Here is a 20,175-nt window from a genome sequence, read left to right as displayed (position 1 = left end):
GAACTTATTCAAGCTACGAGACCGTCTCTAACCCCCTCTTACGTGCGAGGCCGGGGTGCCCAATAATAAAAGATCCCGGACCATGGTTAAACCACAATTCGGGATCTTTTAATTCTTACTGGAGGCTGAATTAATTTGCAGCAGCCATCGCTTTAAGTTCTGTGAGAAGTACATCCGGTGTTTTGTATCCCGGAGAAATCTTCAGTGAATTTTGCTGCTCATCGAGATAAACAAAAGAAGGGTAACCCAATCGACGATTGAGCAAAACAACTGCTAGTTCGTGAACACCACGCCGGCCTGCTCCCGCTTGAAAGCTAAGGGTGTTGCCTTTGTATTGCTGATCGGGGGTACTTTCAGCATTGAATTTTACTGCGTAGTAATTTTCGTTCATAAAGTCGATGACATCGCCATCTGTAAAGGTATTCGCATCCATGCGTTTACACCATCCACACCAGTCGGTGTAAACATCAATGAACATTTTCTTAGGGTTATTTTCCATGGCAACCATGGCTTCTTCCCACGTAAGCCAATTAATTTTTGCTTCTTTAGCTACTGGCTCCACCTGTGTAGCAGGTTGAGCAAAAGCAAAAATAGCGGCCAGCGCAATTAACAATCCTGTTCCGATGACAACTTTTCTCATTATTCTTTCTTTTAAATATGGCCAGGGAATTTTCCTGACTGGGATGTAAGTAATTTGACGATAATAAATGATGTGCTGAAAAAGCCAACTATGACTAATAAGCACATCCATAAAAATAGGATGAATAGGCCTAATCGTTTTTAGATGCTACTTAATTAATAATTATTTAACGTTTTTTGATGAATAAAGCTGATAAACAACGGATAGTGGTGGCCGTAGGTGGCTCAAGTGGCTCGATTTACGCCAAGGTGCTCTTTGATCGCTTGCAGGAAATGGAAGCGCAATGGGACCGAGTGGGCGTAGTGATGAGCGATAATGCCCGCTACAATTGGGAATTGGAACTGGGGGATCATTCGTACAAAGACTACCCTTTTGATTTTTATCAGAAGAATGACTTTATGGCTCCCTTTGCCTCGGGGTCAGCGCGTTATACGAGTATGCTCGTTTGCCCTTGCTCGATGGGCTTGATGGCACGTATAGCACAGGGGCTCAGTAATGACCTGGTGACGCGAGCTGCTGATGTAATCCTGAAAGAACGCCGCAAGTTGATTTTGGTGCCCAGGGACACCCCCTACAATCTGATACACTTGCGTAATATGACCTCACTTACCGAATCAGGTGCCATTATTTGTCCGGCGACTCCTTCTTTTTATAGCAACCCCACCACGTTTGAAGCCTTGGCGCTCACTGTTGTAGATCGGGTGCTGGATCTCGCAGGCTTTGCGCCAGATACCTACCGATGGGGTAGTGAGCAAGAGTAATGTTTTTTTGAACCACCAAGGACATCAAGGTTTTTCATTTTCACCACATAGTTTTCAGGAGGTGTGTTTTTAGATCAAACAAGGGGCACATTTGAGCCCCATCAAACCTACGCCAAACAGGAGGTAGACATCGTTTACGTAGCGCTTCTTCATGCCACCTTTGGAGAATGTCGAAAATCAAGTGAATTCTCTTTATCTTGATCCAGTTCACTTATTGCGCAAAAAATAAAAACGATGGAACAACAACGCCTGTTATCGCTGGATATCTTTCGGGGCATCACTATTGCCGGAATGATTCTGGTAAACAATCCCGGAACCTGGGAGGAGGTCTATGCACCGCTGCTACACGCAGATTGGCATGGGGTAACGCCGACAGACTGGATATTCCCTTTCTTCATATTTATCGTAGGTGTGGCTATTGCCTATGCTTTGGGTAAGCGTAAAGACCAAGGCGACCGTAAGGCTTTGATTCAGAAAATTGTTAAGCGAACGCTAATCATCTTTGGTATTGGTTTATTTTTAAATGGGTTTCCGTATTTCAATTTGGGTACCATCCGTATTCCGGGTGTATTACAACGAATAGCCTTAGTCTACGGAGCTACCTCTATGCTATTCTTATACCTGAATCCTCGCCAGTTGTTCTGGGCGGGCGTGGGATGCCTGCTAGGCTACTGGGCGCTGATGACGCTGGTGCCGGTGCCTGGCGTAGGTGCTCCCAACCTGGGACCGAGTACAAATTTAGGTGCCTGGCTAGACCGAACCATTATGAACGGGCACTTGTGGTCACAAAGTAAAACCTGGGACCCTGAAGGGTTTCTCAGTACGCTACCTGCTATTGGCACAGGTATTAGCGGCGTGCTAGCTGGTCTATGGCTACGCAAACCTGGCGACGGTTATCAAAAAGCAGCTGGTTTACTAGCCATCGGGGTAATATTACTGGCTTTGGCCTGCATTTGGGATCTGGTTTTCCCGATTAATAAAAAGATTTGGACGAGTTCTTACGTGCTCTACACTTCAGGAGCAGCGCTGTTGTTTTTGGGGACAGTATACTGGCTGGTCGACATCAAAGGGTACAAAAGCTGGACTAAGCCTTTTGTGGTGTATGGCACCAATGCCTTATTTGTGTTTGTGATGTCTGGTATTGTGGCGAAGCTTCTTTATACCATCAACTGGACGACGGCGGCAGGCGAAAAAATAACGGCCAAGACCTGGCTATGGGAAAGCGTGTATGAACCGGCGTTTGCCTCTGTGAAGTTTGCCTCTTTTGCCTTTGCGATGACGAACGTGCTGTTCTTCCTGGCACTATCGTGGGTACTTTATTCGAGGAAGATTTTTATAAAGGTCTAAGCGCTTTTTGAAAAAAGTGAGGGCGGTGGAACTATGGTTCTCCGCCCCTACACTAAACAAAAACAGCAAATTCTTATTTAGAGCGTTTGGGTATTGCCCCGTCAATTACTCTAAAGTGATTACAATTACGCACATTCTGCGCAAGCAGAAAAACAGGAGATGAAGTTTAGCATTTTCTTCACAAGACTTTAACAGATAATGTTTTTTTTGAACCACTAAGGACACCTAAGGGGATTTTTCTTGAACCATATTAGGGATTATAAGGAAATTTAAGAGGCTTTTTTACCACAATAGTCACATAGAGATAGCGGCATCACCAAGGGCATTTAAGGTTTTTCATTACAATAGACACAGCATTTTTTTAGCGCTGATACTTATTAAGTTGGAAGAGTTCATATCGTGGGCCAATAAGCAACTTGTCCGGGCCAGTAATTCGCTGGAGAAGTGGAGACTGGGTGGCAGATGATCCATAACAACGGGGATAGACATTTGATACTTGGTGCTGGGCCTTCGCCATCAGTGAGATAGATGACGCCATCGAAGGGGCCAATGGCATTTACCTTTTCGAGCGCAGGGTCGAATGCAGTGCTGCCACCGCCTTTGCTTGTGGGTGGAGTTTTGCCGGTGAATAGGAAGGAGGACCTCACCTGGTAGTCTGCCTCGATAATTACTATTTCGTGCGTGTACTGCTGCAAACCCTGTAATTCTCGAAAAAACTGTAACCGTTGCGTTTCTTGAATACTACCGGAGGTATCTAAAATGACTGCTACCCGGGTAGTCCGGCGACGGCGTAAGCCTGGGAGGGTCCCAAAACGGCGTGAAGGGCGGCGTAGGCTATTGCGATTTTGAGAACGTTGGGCACTGCTGATGAAACGACGTAATACAACAGGCCAGGGTAAGGCTACCTGACGAGAACTAGCGGTTAAATGATTGCGCAACTGTAGGGCGGCAGCTGTTTCACCAAGCGCAGGAAGAAGACTCTTTTGGGCAGGCCACCAGCGCTGCCATACTAGCGATGAGCTTCTAGAAGGCCAGTAAAAATGAGACTTTCGCGAAAAGGGATCTGCTTGCCATTTGGGTAGAATATCAGTAGCTCCAAGTGTGGATTGCAAACGCAAAATGGAAGCATAAATCGTCCTTAAGTCGGCAAATTCATGGAGGTGGAGGCGAGCGCGGAGTTCTTCGTAAAGATGACCCTGATAGCAAGTTGGAAAATATTGACGGACCTCTATGTCAGCAGCCAGGTGAAAAGCCCACTTGATTGGGTACTGCGTGGACTGCGGTGGATGCTGCAACAGTAAATGGAGTAATTCTTCACAAAGCCAATCAGCGAACCAAGCCTCTTTATTCTCTAGAAATTTTAGTAGTAAAGGCTGGTAAAGTAACACGGGTTGGTTTTCCCAAACGAAAGCAAAAGGGAGCGATAAACGCTCGTCTATCCGTTTAGGGATACGTACCAACAAGTGCGCGAAAAAAGGAGCACGAGCCAGTAGTTCACGGGTTGTGGCTAGAAAAAGAGTGTGGGTAATTGTTGATGATTGGGGATTGATTATTGACAATTGCAGGGTTAATGATGATGAAAAGGTACATTAAGTTTTTGTAACCTCTATAAAAATGCTTGTTTGTAAAAACAAACCATCGTAATATTGCAATAAATAAATTAATATTATGAAACAGATTCTACTTTCTTTGGTAATCATTGTTCTACTTTGTGCACCAAGTAGTTTAAGTATAAAAACTAAGTTGACTAAAAAGTTGACTAATTACTGCACTACACTAGCTGATGAATTTCCTCAAATACCCGAAGCTCGCCAAGCTGATTTACGAGCGCTCGGGCAATATTTATTCGAAAAAGTGAAAGCCGAGGAGGAGATTAAGTTGACGGTTATTTGCACGCATAATTCCCGGCGCAGTCATATTGGGCAATTGTGGTTATTGGTTGCTGCCGACTGGTATGGGATTGACAATCTCCATGCTTTTTCGGGAGGGACTGAGGCTACCGCTTTTAATGTAAGAGCCGTAGATGCGCTGAACCGGGCTGGTTTCAAAATTGGAGGCACGAATTCAATCGACAATGCGACTTATGGTGCATCCTGGCATCGCGGATCACGACCTAATGCAAAGACCTTAATGTTTTCCAAAAAGTATGACCATAGTATTAATCCCAAGGAAAATTTTGCAGCAATAATGGTTTGTAGCGAAGCAGATGAATCATGTCCGATAGTTCCCGGTGCTGAAGCCCGATTTTCCTTGCCCTTTGACGATCCTCGCTATTTTGATGGTACAGCCTCTGAAGCTTTGGAGTACGATAAAACTTGCCGTTTAATAGCTCGTGATATATTCTATGCTGTCAACCATGCGAAAGAACTTATGGTTATTGATGCGGAGGGTAGTAAATAGGGGGTATATAATTGTGGATTACAACAGATTGGCTACCTTTATTTCTGTTAGCTAATCTTTAAATATGGACATCTGCTTCCTTCCCGCGTGGTTTTACGACATAGAGAATAAAGGGGGAGGTCTGTTTTTTAGAGAGCAAGCTATAGCGATACAATCCGTAGCTGAACGTTGTAGTATTTTTTACCCAGCCCTAGGGTTTTCCTACTTAGGTAAAGAAAATTGGGAAGAACAAACCTCAGAAGAGGTAACCACCTTTAAGTATCAAGGATTTTGCTTTCCCAAGCGATTAACGAATCTTCAATTTCTCTACAATTACAAAATAAAAAAAGCTTTTTCGCTTTTTTTAGCCTCCCGCAAAGGACGACTGCCGGACTTGATTCATGCTCATAGTTTGTGGGGGGCGTATGCAGCGTTAATCATTAAAAGGGAATGGGGAATACCCTTTGTCTACACCGAGCATTTGGGTAAGTGGACCGCTGCTACCTATTCGCTACCTCGGCATCAATTACAGCAATTATTGGCCATCGTGAAAACGGCAAATTTAGTGACTGCCGTAAGTAATACTTTAGCACAGAGAATGAGGGGAATCTGTTCTACTGAATCAATTTTGGTCACACCAAATATGGTAGACACTGACTTTTTCACCCCTTTAGCGAGTACTGACGACAAACAGCCCTACACCTTCCACATTATCTCTATTGGTGACCCCTGGTATACCAAGGGATTAGATCTTCTTATTGAAGCAGTAGGCATAGCTCAACAACAAACCAAGGTGAGGTTGCAATTGACGTTGGTTGACAACATCCCGAAACGGCAACAACTTTACCCGCTTATCAAAAAACACCAATTAGAAAACCAAGTTAAATTTGCGGGTCGCTTAGAGCGTGATGTTCTTAGAGGTTTGCTCCAGCAACAAGATGTCCTTGTTTCTGCATCCAGAAGAGAGTCTTTCGGGCTAACGATGATAGAAGCAATGGCCTGCGGAGTGCCTGTGATTGCGACAAAGACAGCTGGCGCTCTTGACATCATCCAGCCCAAAAACGGAACCTTGATAGATATAAACAATAGCCATGCTTTAGCTGACGGAATATTGGCACTACTTCGGCGACCAAACTCGTCCCCCCCTCAAGAATTGGCTGCTTATGCACACCATAAATACGGTAGACAAGCCTTTTGCGAACGTTGGCTCCACCATTACGAAACGATTTTGGGAGAGCGCAAAAGTACGCGGCCATGATCGTGGAAAAAAAGCATATTCTCACGTGGATCAGCTTTCCCGACGAGGAAAAAATAAAACCAAGTCTAACAACCGTTTATTTACAATGTGACTATCGCAAACGTTTGTTTACCCATATAAGGCAGCCATTTACGACTTACCTTATAGACTTGAATCTATCGAAACAGCAACTACTTGAGAGATATTCCAAAAAACTCCGGCAAAACATCAAGCGGGCCCAGAAAGCTGGAATTATTATTGAGCGTGACCAAAATCCAGCAGCAGTTATTTTACTCTTTGCGCCTACTGCTCAGGAGAAAAAACTCAACCCCATTAGCGAGGCCAACTTTCGCACTAAAGTACATTTCTTAATCACCAGGGCCATTCACCCAAAATATGGTGTTTTAGCGGCTCATGCTTACCAATTGGATCTACCTTCTCAAAGAGTACAAGGACTTTATAATGCTTCTGCATTCCGGCAGTATACTGATGACAGCGATTTACAATACCTCTGTGGACAAGCCAATTCATTGCTATACCATGAAGATTTTGTTTACTTCCGTAAATTGGGCTATAAAACTTATGACTTTGGGGGATACGGTGGTAATGCTTCGGGAGTAGACTATTTTAAAGACCGATTCGGAGGTACCGTCACTACCCAATACAACTACTACCCTATTTGGTATTTTTTAGTAAGAAAAGTACGGCAAGCCTGGAAAAAATAAGAGATGTTCAATAACCAAAAGTACCGCGATTATTGTAATACTTACGCAAGTGATATTCCGCTTTTCCACCAACCCTGGTGGTTGGATGCCGTAGCAGGGGAAGACCAGTGGCAAGGATTGGTAAGCGACTCCATATTTCAGGGCAAAGCCAGCATTTTACCCATCTGCCTTACAAAAAAGTGGGGCTTTTCAAAAATTCACAAACCGTTATTGACGACTTATCAAGGCCCAATGTGGGCAGGATATGCTCAACTTAGCCCCTCGGAGCAAATTAAAATGGTGCATAAGACGTGGCCGGAGCTTATTGAGAGGGTTCCATCTGTTAGTTCATTCCGTCATACTCTTTTTCCTGATTTTCAATATGCTTTCCCGTTTCATGAGGCTGGCTTTCAAGTAAATGTCAGGTACACCTACACCATTGACTTGAACCAGCCGATCGAATTGATTTACGATAATTTTCGCCGGGATGTAAAAAGGAAAATTAAGCATCAATGGGGTGCTTACCAGATAGTAGAAAGCGGTGATTTAGGACTATTTTTTCCTTTAATGGAAAAGGTGTATCAACGGCAAAACCGCCGCCCCCCTTTTACCTACGTCTTCCTAAATCATCTTTTCTCTAAAGGATTACAAAAAGAACAAACTAAACTTTTCCTACTCCAAAATTCAGCACAAAAGAAACTTGGGGGTGTCCTACTATTCTTTGATCATCAGCGCGTCTACCTATTAGCCTCTGGCTTAAATGAGGAAGGTCGAAAAATAGGGGCGTTTCACCATCTCGTCTGGTACGCCCTTAAATATTTCAGCGGAAGTCGGAGCGTTTTTGATTTTTGTGGGAGTATGATACCTAATGTTGCGGATAGCAATCGTTCTTTTGGGGGAGTGGTAGCAGGATATTTAGAGCTTCGTAAAGAGAATAGGTGGCTAAAAGCAATTAAAAATTGAAGCATCCTAATAAAAACATGGTTTCCATCATCATCCCTAATCTAAATAATGCCCAAAGACTTGATCTTTGTATAACGGCAGTAAAGAAAAACATAGGAGATCGTGAAACTGTAGAAATTATAGTTGTAGATAATGGTTCGACGGATGAGAGTATTGAAATAGCAAAGAGACATCAGGTCACTGTATTGATAGAAGTAACCATTACCACTCCATTTGCTGCAAGGAATCGAGGAATAAAAGCTGCCAAAGGAGACACTATTGTCCTTTTGGATTCCAATTGTATCCCACTTAGAGGTTGGCTAAATACAGGCTTGGAGGTTTTAGGCCAAGGATGGGATATCGTAGGTGGACCATTGGTATTTGAAGAGGTTAGTTCTCACGATTATTTAGCAAAATTTGATAGAATTTACGGGACGATCTATCCAGAGGATATTAACAAGAGAACCTCCTTACCCAGTGGAAATCTTTTTATCAAACGGCAAGTATTCGTAAAAACAGGACTATTCCTACCTTATGCACGTGGCTTGGGAGATATTGAATGGACGAATAGGGCTTATAACAATAATTTTACTTTAGGTTGGGCTCCATTTGCAAAAGTGCTTTACCCGCCAAAATCAGGTAGTGCATTTTTAAAAAAAATGTTCCGTTTGGGTACAGGAAAGAAGGAGCTTCAAGTTTACAACAGAAAGACCGTGTGGGATTTTAGATGGTGCCTGAAAATCACAACAAAACTACTTCCTCCATCGCCTCGTTTTGTTGTTTCTATGAACCGGATTAACCAAACCGAAGAGCTGGGATTATCATTGATAAGCTTAGCTTTCCTTTGCTGGTTAACTAAGTTACTACGAGGATGTGGAATGTTATTCGGTAAGATTGATACGAGAATATACCCAAGAAAAACACCTGGTAATCAGCCGATTAATAAAAACCACTCTTAACGCAACACACGTAATACCCAGACCGCCACTCTATATCCCAAAAACTTTGCTACTAGATAAAACATACCTCCTTCAAAGGGACTTGATACGGGGTATAGTTTGGGAAAATACGCTTTAAAAGCAGCTATTCCTTTTTCGGGACAAACGCTACTGTACATTTTTATGATGCTGAAAAACCTTTGGTTTATTTTTTGAAAGTATGCTTTGTGTTGAGGTTCTGCTATTATATTTTGATAGTATAGAACACGTAATTGATAACTAAAAACGAAGTAAGCAGACGACTGATAAGAAATAGATCCATGCCTTTGATAAACAATAGCAAGCACATTTTGACACCATACAGGATTAAAGCCTTTCGTAACCAACCTAGCCATTAATTCATATTCCTGGCAAGCTTTAAATTCATTATTCCACCCCCCCACATTCTGCAAACTTGTTCTACACCAAAGATTAGATAGGGTATTTCCTAAGCTCCCCATAAACACCCCAAAAAGAGGATCACATTCTGGAGTATTTATTATAGATTGCCCTCCTTCAGGAGAAATAAGTTTGCTCGGACTAACAACAAAAGAGCAAGAATCAATTGCGATAACAACAAGTTGTTTTTCGATCTTTTGTGGCAAAATTTCGTCATCGGCATCCAAAAACTGTAACCATTCACCTCTAGCATATCTCACACCAAGGTTTCTAGCAGCTGGAGCACCTTGCTCCAATTCATGAAACACCTGTATTTTTTCAGGATACTTTTTGCGATAATCACTGAGAATTTCTAATGTTCTATCAGTTGAATTATTGTCTACACAAATGATTTCGGTATTAAGGTAAGTCTGCGCCAATGCGGAATCAATTGCTCTAGCAATATAATTTTCTACATTGTAGCAAGGAATGATGATACTTACTAAAATTGGTTGTTTTGTCTCCATCCTAAAAAAATGATTTCCCTATTACCAACAATAAGCACATTGCACCAAAAATCAAGAATTGTATTCCTACTGATTTAAAGAAAGGCAGACTACCCAGTTTACACAATTGATAAAAATGAAACAAATACCCCATTAAACTGCCTATAGCAAACATAAGCAATGCCTGATAAAAAGTAAACCATATCAACCCTACTGCCAATGGTATCGTACGAGTAAAGAACATGACTATCTGGGTTAGAAGCGACATCTTTTCCGCCATAGCTACCCTATAAACCCCTGATAAAGGAGAACTACTCATCCGAAACAGTATAGCAAAGGATAAGTATTGAGCCATCACTCCGCCTTCCCACCATTCTGCACCGAATACATAAGTAAAAATCTCAGGGGCCCACACCGTTAAAATAGCGTAGGGAAAAAGCCCCGCGCCAAATAATGCAAAATTGGTAGTAATCGTAAGTTGCCTAAAAGCTCTTGGAGATGAATGAAAAAGAGTAGAAATTTTTTGGAGATACACAGGAGTAATGGCCTTACTGGCTAATCGAAACGGGGCAGCAAGAATATTCTCTGTAAATAAATAAACACCTCCAAGAGCAGGAGAATACAAAAAACTAAATACTAAAAAGGGAGCAGACAGTGCAAGGAGTCCTATTACATTTCCCGGCAACATATAAAGCGGATAATAAGCAAACTCTTTTACACTTTGCTTAAGTGCTCGCCATGATGGTTTAATCCTCCACCATCTGAGTACAGCACTTTTAGCTTGACCACACACAGCTACAAAAACACCAATAAAGGACGATAAAATAATTGCTAAATAATGCCCTCCAGTACTCCAACCTCCTATAATTGTAATGGCTCTGCCGATAATACTATTTGTCAAATTGATTTTAACATTTAATCCAAATTGTGATCCTCTTACGTTTAAAGCTTCAATAACCGATCCTATCTGGCTAGCCAAAAGGCCAAAAGGCAATAGCCAAATCCAAATTCTTATCGATGGATAGTCTAACCATCCAGAGAGAAAAGGGTAAATTAGGATAACCAATAAGATGGACAAAAGAAAGGTCAGTATCCATAGTACCTTTAGCCCAGCTAATAGACGGTAAAGCTTTCGAGGGTTTTGAATCACTACTATGCCCGTAGGTAACATTAGACTACCTGCCAGTGCCAGGTAAGAAAGTATATTAGCATATAAGCCAGCAATACCATAAGCTTCAGGAGAGAATATTCGAGAAATAATAGGTGAAGTTACCAAACTAATAACAGACCCTAATCCAACTCCTAGGCCAGTTATACTGAGGTTCTTCAGGTAGCTACTTTTCCACACTTTCAATATGTCTCTATACCATTCCAAGAGATAATTCTTGATATTTTTGCTACTTTTAATTTCCAGGCTTGCTCCCAAAACTAGTGGTCGTTGATTAGCCCCCCCCTAATAACCAGGTACTCCTGTTTTTACTAGGCAATACACCAATACATTTTTCACAGACTAGAGTATTGTCTTAATATTTAGTGTTGTTTAAATATTTTCTTTAGAAACCGAAAAAAAATCTTTCCCCTCTGAAAACAGTTTAGCTTAAAAATGTCCTGTACAGTTTCCTCTTTTGCATTATACTTAATGACCAAAGTAGAAAGGGCTTTATTTATATTACCTTTTGCACCTACCATTTTCCAAAAAACAGGAAAATCCACCTCCAAAGACTCTGTTTTTATAGTGAGTTTCTTAGATTTGTTTTTCAAAAAATTCTCAATAGCTTCATTCACTTTATCATAATAATCATAGCAATAGGCAATAGCATCTTGAGCATTATTCAAAGGGGCACCCTCCTTCATTAATATGCCTGATTTGTAAAAACGAATAATACTATCCTTCAAGAACCACCTCTGGTTAAAACTTTCAGCAGTCGCATCTCGATCTCTAATGAGATGTATATAGATAGCATCATCACCATAGCGCTTATCTAATCCCCAAAGGAACCAGCTTAAACGGTTATCTGCTTCAATATGCCACGTAGGATAATTAAAGCGTTCTTCTCCTAACAACTGGGCACGAGACTCATGCCCTGCCGAAAAATTTTCAATATGCTTACACGCTTCAATAAAAGTCGTTGATCCGCATCTACCCGTACACAAGACAAAAACATTCATAAAAACTCCAATTATTACCGCAACAGAACAATCTTACCTAAGCCATTACGAAAAGAGGTATTACTACTGTTATCGCGTATTTCCAAATCATTGCCTGCCTCATCTTGCGCAATGACCCGATAAAGATAGACACCATTCGCTAGTTGGTCTCCGTAGTTATCTCGCCCGTCCCAGATGTAATCCGACTGATGTGTACCAATTCTTAAATCCCCGAAGTCTGCTTGGCCAATTTCTTTCACGATACGCCCCGAAACCGTCATGATTTGTATACCAAATTTAGTGGGTGGATTCCCTGTAAGTGTGTACACAAAGCGGGTTTGGCTAGAGAAAGGATTAGGATACGGCAATATGTTAGAGATGGTTTGTTTATTAATCACTTCGAAATGAACCTCACGTTGGAGCCTCCCTGCATTATTACCGGTAGCATCCTGCCCTTGAATGCTTAACAAGTGAAGACCATCTTCTAATATAGCTGGTTGATACTCAATTAATGCCTTATTCTCACCAGTAGTTACATCTGCTGGCACCCAATTATAATCACTAAGGTCTACAAGAACTGGCGTACTATTCTCTGGGGATTGTAAGAACAACCTCACTCTATTGGGATCATCAAGCGGTAAATTCAAATTCTCATCTTCGATTACAATCGTAATTAAAGGACTTGGAGCAACAATATCACCATCAAGGATTTTTATGCCGTCAAAAGTGACGTCTACAACAGGATCAATCACATCACTACTTGTCTTTCCTCTATTCACATTCACGTTATTGAAGCGAGCATATTCTTTAGGGGTATTTGCAGGATTTACCGTGGTTATTATTTCAAAAGTCCCCACTGTCTCTCTAGAGGTGACGAGTAAAGTATCTAAATAAACAGCGTCTTCTTCCAAGGTATTGATGGTTTTGTTTTGAATATCCACCCCCGGAATATTATTTACCTGATAGTCTATGGTAATATTATTCACCGCAGTTGCCCCTAAGTTCTCTATGGCGTAAATCAACTCAATATTCTGTCCTTGTGAAAGCGAGTCTGTAAATGAATAAAACAAGTTATTGTTGATTGCTAATTCAGCTAAAGGGTTGTGATAAATATGTATAAAATCTGGCTGCGGCAGTGTTCGGTTTTCAATGTCATAAGCAAAGTAACGAACCCTTAAATAAGGTGTTGTTGATACATTAATATCCGTAAGATCGTAGAAATAAAAAGGCTGAGCAAGCTCCCTTACTTCCCATATTGGAGACCATGAAATCTGATCAGAACTGCCTTCTAAAACAATGGCTACCGAGTCGGTCATTTCTAACGATTCTGGTAAGAATTTCACTTCTAACCTGTTCCAGCTTTCAACTGGCCCAACAGGGATCGTGGTCATTTGCCCTTCGTACCATAGTCCGGCAAAAGAATGATCCAGAAAAGCGTCGCCTTGCAATGTTTCTGCTAAAGCCTCGCCAATGTACTCCACCCCCTTTTGGTAAAAAAGAACATAAGGACGAGAACCTACCGTCTCAAGCTCACGAACGCGTAAAGCCCCCTCCTCTTCTAAAACATTAAAAATATTTGTGCCATCTAAAACTAAAGAGTCGGCCGCCCACAACTCAGGATGATAATCGGAAGTAAGTGTTCTTTGGGCCGAATAAATTAGTACGTACGCACTATCCGGAACAATTTCAGTCAAGAAATTAATCAAACTTGTTCTATCCTCTAAAACTTCCGTCCGGTAGGCAAATGGAAGAACCGACTCCCATCCCGAAGCGGTATTGACACTTCCATAAAGTCCGCCTAAAGGATTACGCCAATAGTCTAAGGTTGGGTAAGGTAAAACAACTACATTGAGTCCTTCGTGAATACTCCAAGTCCAAGGTGACCCAATAAAGCGATCTCGATTATAATAAGTAGGGGGGTCATTACTATCATATACTTTATTGCGAATAGCTACATCTAAATTATTGTCTGTAAAATTGATTACTTTGGAGATAGAGTCAATTGTTGAGTTTTCGAAAATATTATCTACCCATTGCCCCCAATCTCCCTGTCCCCAACCACTGGGTATGCCTGTAATGTATTCAAAAGAACTTTCTTCCCAAACAAAGGTCGGAACAACTGCTCCAATCGTATCAGGAGCAACACGCCAATAATATACCGTACTATCTTGCCATTCAATACTAGGCGACCATCTTAGTACCCCTCCACTTGATATGACTTCTGTTTGAGCTAATCGGTTCACAAAATTAGGTGAGGTAGACAGTTCGAAAAAATATTTTCTTTCTTCAGACAATGCATTCGCAGTGCTTGCTTTTAAGACAAGAGGAAACTCACCGACTAAACTATACTTAGGCGGCCAAACAGGAATGGCAATATCATCAACAACATAAAATGGCACACCTCGCTCACCACTAGCTAAGATAAGTTCATTATTACTTTCTGCAGCAGCACTTGGCAATTCACTAATTTCATTATTAGGGTCTAGCCGAATTAGGATTCTATTGATCCCTATGGAATTCCTGCCCAAGGATGGTATTTGGAAGGAGATGCTTTCTTGGTAACCTACCGTAGGAACCCTAGCAACAAAATGCAAGACTTCCGATCCATCGGGCAATCGCTGACTAATTTCAACGGAAATACTGTCGGTAACTTTTCTACCTAAGTTCACCAAATCAAAAATCAACTGAAAACTATCCGTTTGTACATTTACAATCTCGGGATTAATTTTCACAGATTCTGCTGCGATCAAATAATCTTCCCCTATTTGAGGATGCAAGCGTAATGCCGGATCTCCCTGAAGACTAAATTGCTCATTAAGTGTTCCATAAGCTTGATCTGTGAAATTTTCATAATTAGCGATAGTGACTCGAATACCATCACCAATACAAGCGCCATAATAATCATTACTCATTCGATCATAAAAATGGCGTCCAAAATTACTAAGTGAATGAATAAAACCTAAACCTCTAGAAGCTCCAAAGGCTCCCGCTCCTCCTGTCTCTAAAAAAAGAAAGTCTTCTCCTATACTACGGGAATTGGTAAACATATTACCTGAATAACAACCTAAGGAGAGCATTAAAGGATATCGATTAGTATTTAGATAGTTTACTGGTTGATCTATACTAAAGTCAAATGAATTAGCATTAGAATGCCCAAAAAAAGTAAGTATACTCACCCCTTCATTGATACGCCCAAAAATGCCTTCCGACTGCGAACTCTGAATAGGATCCGTACTCGTCTTATAAAAGGAAGTAACCTCTCCACCAAAAGTACCCTCTTCTATCTCCCGCCCCATATTCGCTAAATTATTCTTAATACTCTGCTGCTCCGAAGGGCTACTGCCACCACCCAGGTGTAGCACGTTCTTCATCCAGCTTCGGCCTTCGATGGTTTGCGGGCTGCCTGCGACGAAGGTCTCCATGCCCTGGATTTTGTTGAGATATAGGCGGACTTCTTGCGGATTGATGGCGGGCAGGCGGCCTAGACTGACCAGTGGGGTCGGCTTGTCAATGCGGGAGGCGAGGAGGTTATCGCTGGCGGGGTAGCCAAAGGAGGGCACAAACAGGGTGGTTCCTAAAGCCGCAGTGAGGTTGGCAGGCGTTCGGAGATCAATATATTCGCGGCCTTTACCTATGATAAAGAGGTATTTGAAGGCCGGATTGACCTTGCGCTGCCAGGCAATGAAATTGCGGATAGCCATTGGGTGCTGCTGGACGCCGTAGCCAAATTGATCAAATAAATCGTCGATATTTACCACTGCTGTTTGGTAGCCGCCGCCGATAGCACTGGCGCGGTAGTTGGCATAGGCTTGCACCGGATCATCTCCTCCTGCGCGCAGCAAACTATGAGTAAGGATCAGATAATCGGCATCTCCTAAATCCGGAACCTGTAAATTGGCTGTGCTTATTTCCGGGGAAGGCAGATTGCTTTCCAACGCTATTATTCTTAGTTCTCGGGGCTTGGCCGCTACCGGCAATGTAACCCTAAGGAGCCCACTGTTGATATTGCCAACTACTATACGGTAAGCATTTGCCAAATCATAGACAATGGCTGATGTTCCTGCAAAATTGGTAATCTCCAGGTATTGGCGGTCGCCAGTGGGTTCGATCCGACAGCTATATGTCGTAGTATTAGCTGCATCGGGAGTCGCAGGGTAATCCAGCTGAACAAAGCCGATACTAACTTCATCTTTTTCACCACCAAGGCCCTCCCATTCCAGATTGAGTTCTTCGTCGGCAAGGACACCAACGGGTAAGTTCGTAGCCACATTTAGCATTCGCCAATCATAAAAACTATCGGTACGGATAAGGTTACCCTCCACTTTCAGTTGCTGGATATGCTGAAACAAGGCTGCTGTGTAGCGGGTTTTCAAAACAGGCTCAGGGCCATTGCTATAGGCTGATGGCAAGGCCAGGTCTACCGTTTGAATGGTCGATCCATCTGCTAGTAATTCATTAATTGAGCGACTCCCATACCCCTCTCCAATACCAAAATGTGAATAGTAAAGTGTAGCTCCAGAAAAGCGGTAATATTCCTTCATAAAATGATCCGAAAAGATCTCTTGGGCTTGTTTCCAAACATAAGGCTCGGCCCCAGGTAGGTTATTCAAATCATTGAGCAAGGATTCATATTGAAGGGTTCCTCCCTCACTTTGCCAACTCAGATAATAAGTTGCTTCATCGGAATATAAGCTATACTCTGGGTTCAGTTGCTGCGCTTCAGGGTTACGGTAAAGGTGCTGATCCAGCTCCCCCCTGTTGCCTTGGCCATAAAAGACTAAGAAATCACCAACTCCTAAAGGGGTTCCCTCTACTGCTGTACTATAGTATGGAATGGCTTCACCAGCGTAAAACAAACGGTAGTCTTCACTATTAATGCTAGCGACGGGCCACCCCTGATCTATCAATGACTGATAGTTGACACGATAAAAATTATCCTCCGTAAGGGTAAGCTTTAGATGGGGATTTTCGGTGGTGATCCACTCATTGCCATATAAAGTATCCAGACCATCGACTATTTGAGCAAAGGAAATGGTGCAAAATAAGAAGTAAACAGGGATAAAAAGGAACCGTTTTCTCATTGTCCGGGATTATCATACCGACCTCTAAGCAGTTTAGCCAAAGACAAACGACCTTAGGGTTGGGTTAAGAGCTTGAATCTAAAACCACTACCAAAGATACGAAAAGATTGAGGGCAAATCAGCTACCGAAATGGTCTAAAAAGTGACAAGTATGCAGAAGATAGGAGAAACGAAAAGCACCTACACCTAGAGAATCTCTCCAGATGTAGGTGCAAATAACATACTATGAGAAAACTACACAGTACAAATATACGTTTATACGCCCCTCCTAAGTGGCCATTTTAGGTTATGGTGCCTTTGGTACTGTGGAAGGAGCGTTCGGCTTAGAATAAGGGAAAATTAAAATCAGGCTTCTGCTACAAAAGTGCCTTGGGGTACAACATTAATCTGATCAGCAAGCTGCAAAGCAAGGCTAACGGTTCTCCCTTCGTAATCTAGTTCTAAGAGACTATCATTTCTGTTGGTAACTCTTAGTTGGGTGCCTGCCATGATTTTTTCTTCCCATAACCTTGCACTCACATAAGCACCGTCTTGATCCGCAGACAAGATGGCTGTTTCTCCAACCTTGATTTTACTCAGAGGGAAAGCAGGTTTACCAATACTGCGAGGAATAGGAGACCCGTGTGGATCCAATTGAGGATAACCCAGCTTTTCATCTACCGCACTAAGAATAGCTTCTGGCAATAGATGTTCATGTCGTTCAGCATCCAGGTGAATCTGTTCTTTGTCTAATCCTACTTCTGTAGCCAGGTAGGTTTCCCACAGGCGGTGTGCACGCACCAAGCGGCGAGCAGCCTCCACGCCTTGATTGGTCAACTTTAAGCTATCTGTCTGTAGCCACTTGTGACGGCGTAATTGCTTGATCCCACGCTGCCAATTCAAGAGGCTTATATCAAGTTTATCCCGCAATTCAGCGTTTACTGCGTGTCCCTTCTGGGCGCTACGATATAAAGCTTTGAGGATATCTTCTCGGTCAATACGCAGTTTGAGTTGGCGGCGGCGTACTGCTTTTGCAAACAAACCCTTTTTCGGTGCAAAAAGGACGACCATCAGGTAAAAAGAAGTAGCCGTAACCGCAATAGCTGGCCCCGGAGTCGTATTAAGTATTATTGCCAACAACAAACCTACTACTGCTGAAAGCAGGCCCATTCCCGCAGAAATAACAATGACCTTTTCCATTTTATCAGACAGCAACAAAGCCGTTGCCGCAGGGGTAATAAGCATAGCTACCACCAAGATAACCCCTACCGTTTGTAAAGAAGCTACGACTGCAAAGGAAAGTAGCAACATCAAAAAATAATGAATCAAACGCACCGGAATCCCCATTGTTTCTGCAACGACAGGCTGAAACGTGGATACAAAAAGATAGCGATAAAACACAACTACACTGAGGATAACATACAATGTAACCAAGCCTGTCAGCAAGAGGTCAGTATCCGCTACACCAAGTACATTACCAAAAAGGAAATCCTTTAAATCCAGGTGAACCCCCTGATTACGGCTTATGTAGGAAATACCAATCACCCCAAGAGAAAACATGGCGGTAAAGACAATTCCAATAGCTGCATCGTTCTTGGTATTCACGCGATGTTGAATCCAGGTGATGCCTACAGCAGTGAGCAAGCCAGCTAATACAGAACCCGTAAAAAAGGCTAATGTGCTATAACCGACCAGTAAAAAAGCAACAACTACGCCTGGCAGAATAGCATGAGCAAGCGCATCACCTACCAAAGACATATTGCGCAAGACAATAAAACAGCCAAGAATGCCGCACATTATCCCGACCAGACTGGACGCAAGTAAGGCTCTTACGGCCCAGGTTTCCTGTAAAATATTTAAGAAGTCTATCATCGTATTACAAAGGTAATACTTAGTATAAACAAAAACAACTTTTAGATTAGACTAAAAGACGTTTATAGGTACTCACCAATTGCTCGGTCAAAAAACCGCCTGTGAATTGCTGTGCATACTGGAAACCTGCTTCAATTTTCTTTTTCCGGAGATTTTCATCTGTGAGCAAGGCGATCATTCCCTCTGCCATTTCCTCTGCACTCCCAGGGTCGACAAGGTAGCCTCCTGGGCCTGCGGCCTCTGGCAGAGAAGATATATTCGACGTCAGCACTGGCACTCTACTAAAAAGTGCCTCCAGTATTGGAATCCCAAAACCCTCTGCATAAGATGGATAGACAAATAGTTGTGCTTGTTGATAAAGGGCAGGAAGCTCAGAAAATGCTGGTTTGATAAAAATTAATTGATCCAATACACCTAGCTCCTTAGCGCGTTGCTGCACCCTTCTTTTGTATTCATTACCCTGGCCTACTACAACTAGCGGAAGTCTAGTATTCTGGGGTAACGCAGCAATAGCCTCGACGAGGCCTAACAAATTTTTTCGCTCGATCAATGACCCTACATAGAGCATAAACTCTTTAGGCAAACTATACTTCTCCAATACTGCGGCACGTGCGCTAGCTGGTTTTTCCAGCATAAAACCTTCGTGACAAGATTGATAGATGACTATAATTTTTTCTTCAGGAATACCATAAAACTGCATGATATCCCGCTTAGTACTTTCACTAATTGCAATAATAAGATCGCTATTCTCGCAAGCGTAGCGAAATTTCCGGTCGTAGATTTTACAATCTAACCATTTATACTGCTCGGGATAATGGCGAAAAATGAGATCATGGATAGTCACAATAGTGGGTATCCCTGTTTTAGGAAGGCCATAGGGGATTTCGTGACTTAAACCATGAAACAAATCAATTTTATCTTTTACAAGATCTGCCGTTTGTCGCCAGCTACGCCATAATAAGCGACGGCTTTTAGTAGGCGTCCGGACCGTAAACATTGGGCTATCCAGGAAGAATTGTGTCTGTGGAGTACGACTAACTTTAGGCGTATAGAGGAAGTATTCCTCATCAGGATGGAAAGAGGTAAGGTTCCGCAAAAGGGTCCGACTATAATTCCCTAAGCCGGTAAAATTGTTAAAAATACGTTTACTGTCGTAACCGATTCGGTGCATGAAGTTGCCGGTTAATAACAAAGCACCACTTGTTGGTCAAATGGTGCTTTGGA

The 20,175-nt window shown here is 42.4% G+C and carries 15 protein-coding genes; 7 read left to right on the top strand and 8 right to left on the bottom strand.

Features of this window, described 5'->3' with window-relative positions; all coding sequences use genetic code 11:
* Positions 1 to 130: 130 nt before the first annotated feature.
* A complete protein-coding gene (locus A3EU_RS31910) occupies positions 131 to 640 on the bottom strand; it encodes a thioredoxin family protein (protein ID WP_044087034.1) in 510 nt (169 codons plus the stop codon).
* Positions 641 to 819: 179 nt separating this feature from the next.
* Between A3EU_RS31910 and A3EU_RS0125790 the strand changes: the two genes are divergently transcribed.
* Both A3EU_RS0125790 and A3EU_RS0125785 read left to right on the top strand, forming a co-directional pair.
* Positions 820 to 1,401 (top strand): UbiX family flavin prenyltransferase, encoded by a 582-nt coding sequence (locus A3EU_RS0125790; protein WP_020539077.1) that lies wholly within the window; start codon positions 820 to 822, stop codon positions 1,399 to 1,401.
* A 234-nt stretch (positions 1,402 to 1,635) separates the two neighbouring features.
* Positions 1,636 to 2,748: an acyltransferase family protein gene (locus tag A3EU_RS0125785; protein WP_020539076.1), complete on the top strand. Its 1,113-nt coding sequence runs from the start codon at positions 1,636 to 1,638 to the stop codon at positions 2,746 to 2,748.
* A gap of 392 nt (positions 2,749 to 3,140) precedes the next feature.
* Here A3EU_RS0125785 and A3EU_RS0125780 read toward each other — a convergent pair whose 3' ends face one another.
* Positions 3,141 to 4,307, bottom strand: coding sequence for a VWA-like domain-containing protein (locus A3EU_RS0125780; protein ID WP_169433398.1), 1,167 nt, complete (start codon positions 4,305 to 4,307; stop codon positions 3,141 to 3,143).
* A gap of 109 nt (positions 4,308 to 4,416) precedes the next feature.
* On the opposite strand from A3EU_RS0125780, the gene A3EU_RS31905 reads away from it, so the two are divergent.
* From A3EU_RS31905 to A3EU_RS0125750, 5 genes are all read left to right on the top strand, one after another.
* Complete coding sequence (locus A3EU_RS31905; RefSeq protein ID WP_020539073.1) at positions 4,417 to 5,148, top strand: low molecular weight phosphatase family protein; 732 nt, start codon at positions 4,417 to 4,419, stop codon at positions 5,146 to 5,148.
* Between the two features lie 64 nt (positions 5,149 to 5,212).
* Complete coding sequence (locus A3EU_RS0125765; RefSeq protein ID WP_020539072.1) at positions 5,213 to 6,385, top strand: glycosyltransferase; 1,173 nt, start codon at positions 5,213 to 5,215, stop codon at positions 6,383 to 6,385.
* Positions 6,382 to 7,089 (top strand): peptidoglycan bridge formation glycyltransferase FemA/FemB family protein, encoded by a 708-nt coding sequence (locus A3EU_RS0125760; protein WP_020539071.1) that lies wholly within the window; start codon positions 6,382 to 6,384, stop codon positions 7,087 to 7,089. The genes A3EU_RS0125765 and A3EU_RS0125760 overlap by 4 nt, the downstream gene beginning before the upstream one ends.
* A gap of 3 nt (positions 7,090 to 7,092) precedes the next feature.
* Complete coding sequence (locus A3EU_RS0125755) at positions 7,093 to 8,031, top strand: GNAT family N-acetyltransferase (RefSeq protein ID WP_020539070.1); 939 nt, start codon at positions 7,093 to 7,095, stop codon at positions 8,029 to 8,031.
* On the top strand, positions 8,028 to 8,969 hold the full coding sequence (locus A3EU_RS0125750; protein WP_044086961.1) for a glycosyltransferase family 2 protein: 942 nt from the start codon (positions 8,028 to 8,030) through the stop codon (positions 8,967 to 8,969). The genes A3EU_RS0125755 and A3EU_RS0125750 overlap by 4 nt, the downstream gene beginning before the upstream one ends.
* Here the strand turns inward: A3EU_RS0125750 and A3EU_RS33315 are convergent.
* The 6 genes from A3EU_RS33315 to A3EU_RS0125720 all read right to left on the bottom strand — a co-directional run bounded on the left by A3EU_RS33315 (position 8,966) and on the right by A3EU_RS0125720 (position 20,122).
* Positions 8,966 to 9,892 (bottom strand): glycosyltransferase family 2 protein, encoded by a 927-nt coding sequence (locus A3EU_RS33315; RefSeq protein WP_020539068.1) that lies wholly within the window; start codon positions 9,890 to 9,892, stop codon positions 8,966 to 8,968. The genes A3EU_RS0125750 and A3EU_RS33315 overlap by 4 nt on opposite strands.
* Before the next feature lies 1 nt (position 9,893).
* On the bottom strand, positions 9,894 to 11,297 hold the full coding sequence (locus tag A3EU_RS0125740; protein WP_020539067.1) for an oligosaccharide flippase family protein: 1,404 nt from the start codon (positions 11,295 to 11,297) through the stop codon (positions 9,894 to 9,896).
* Positions 11,298 to 11,401: 104 nt separating this feature from the next.
* A complete protein-coding gene (locus tag A3EU_RS31895; RefSeq protein WP_020539066.1) occupies positions 11,402 to 12,040 on the bottom strand; it encodes a hypothetical protein in 639 nt (212 codons plus the stop codon).
* Between the two features lie 14 nt (positions 12,041 to 12,054).
* Positions 12,055 to 17,100, bottom strand: a complete 5,046-nt coding sequence (gene porU2 / locus A3EU_RS0125730) for a putative type IX secretion system sortase PorU2 (RefSeq protein WP_020539065.1) — start codon at positions 17,098 to 17,100, stop codon at positions 12,055 to 12,057.
* A gap of 345 nt (positions 17,101 to 17,445) precedes the next feature.
* Positions 17,446 to 18,951 carry a metal ABC transporter permease gene (locus A3EU_RS33310; protein WP_020539064.1) on the bottom strand — a complete coding sequence of 502 codons (1,506 nt, stop codon included), beginning with the start codon at positions 18,949 to 18,951 and terminating at the stop codon, positions 17,446 to 17,448.
* 46 nt (positions 18,952 to 18,997) lie between these two features.
* Complete coding sequence (locus A3EU_RS0125720) at positions 18,998 to 20,122, bottom strand: glycosyltransferase family 4 protein (protein WP_020539063.1); 1,125 nt, start codon at positions 20,120 to 20,122, stop codon at positions 18,998 to 19,000.
* Positions 20,123 to 20,175 lie beyond the last annotated feature (53 nt).

Source organism: Lewinella cohaerens DSM 23179 (assembly GCF_000379805.1).
GTDB lineage: Bacteria > Bacteroidota > Bacteroidia > Chitinophagales > Saprospiraceae > Lewinella > Lewinella cohaerens.
The sequence above is the reverse complement of the archived record's forward strand: the minus strand, read 5'-3'. Positions and strand labels throughout refer to the sequence as shown.

What these genes read in the sequence shown, in the direction of transcription:
- A3EU_RS33310 (WP_020539064.1), bottom strand. Translation starts at nt 18,951, where the DNA reads ATGATAGACTTCTTAAATATTTTACAGGAAACCTGGGCCGTAAGAGCC.
- porU2 (WP_020539065.1), bottom strand. Translation starts at nt 17,100, where the DNA reads ATGAGAAAACGGTTCCTTTTTATCCCTGTTTACTTCTTATTTTGCACC.
- A3EU_RS0125760 (WP_020539071.1), top strand. Translation starts at nt 6,382, where the DNA reads ATGATCGTGGAAAAAAAGCATATTCTCACGTGGATCAGCTTTCCCGAC.
- A3EU_RS31895 (WP_020539066.1), bottom strand. Translation starts at nt 12,040, where the DNA reads ATGAATGTTTTTGTCTTGTGTACGGGTAGATGCGGATCAACGACTTTT.
- A3EU_RS0125720 (WP_020539063.1), bottom strand. Translation starts at nt 20,122, where the DNA reads ATGCACCGAATCGGTTACGACAGTAAACGTATTTTTAACAATTTTACC.
- A3EU_RS0125755 (WP_020539070.1), top strand. Translation starts at nt 7,093, where the DNA reads ATGTTCAATAACCAAAAGTACCGCGATTATTGTAATACTTACGCAAGT.
- A3EU_RS0125785 (WP_020539076.1), top strand. Translation starts at nt 1,636, where the DNA reads ATGGAACAACAACGCCTGTTATCGCTGGATATCTTTCGGGGCATCACT.
- A3EU_RS0125765 (WP_020539072.1), top strand. Translation starts at nt 5,213, where the DNA reads ATGGACATCTGCTTCCTTCCCGCGTGGTTTTACGACATAGAGAATAAA.
- A3EU_RS31905 (WP_020539073.1), top strand. Translation starts at nt 4,417, where the DNA reads ATGAAACAGATTCTACTTTCTTTGGTAATCATTGTTCTACTTTGTGCA.
- A3EU_RS31910 (WP_044087034.1), bottom strand. Translation starts at nt 640, where the DNA reads ATGAGAAAAGTTGTCATCGGAACAGGATTGTTAATTGCGCTGGCCGCT.
- A3EU_RS33315 (WP_020539068.1), bottom strand. Translation starts at nt 9,892, where the DNA reads ATGGAGACAAAACAACCAATTTTAGTAAGTATCATCATTCCTTGCTAC.
- A3EU_RS0125790 (WP_020539077.1), top strand. Translation starts at nt 820, where the DNA reads ATGAATAAAGCTGATAAACAACGGATAGTGGTGGCCGTAGGTGGCTCA.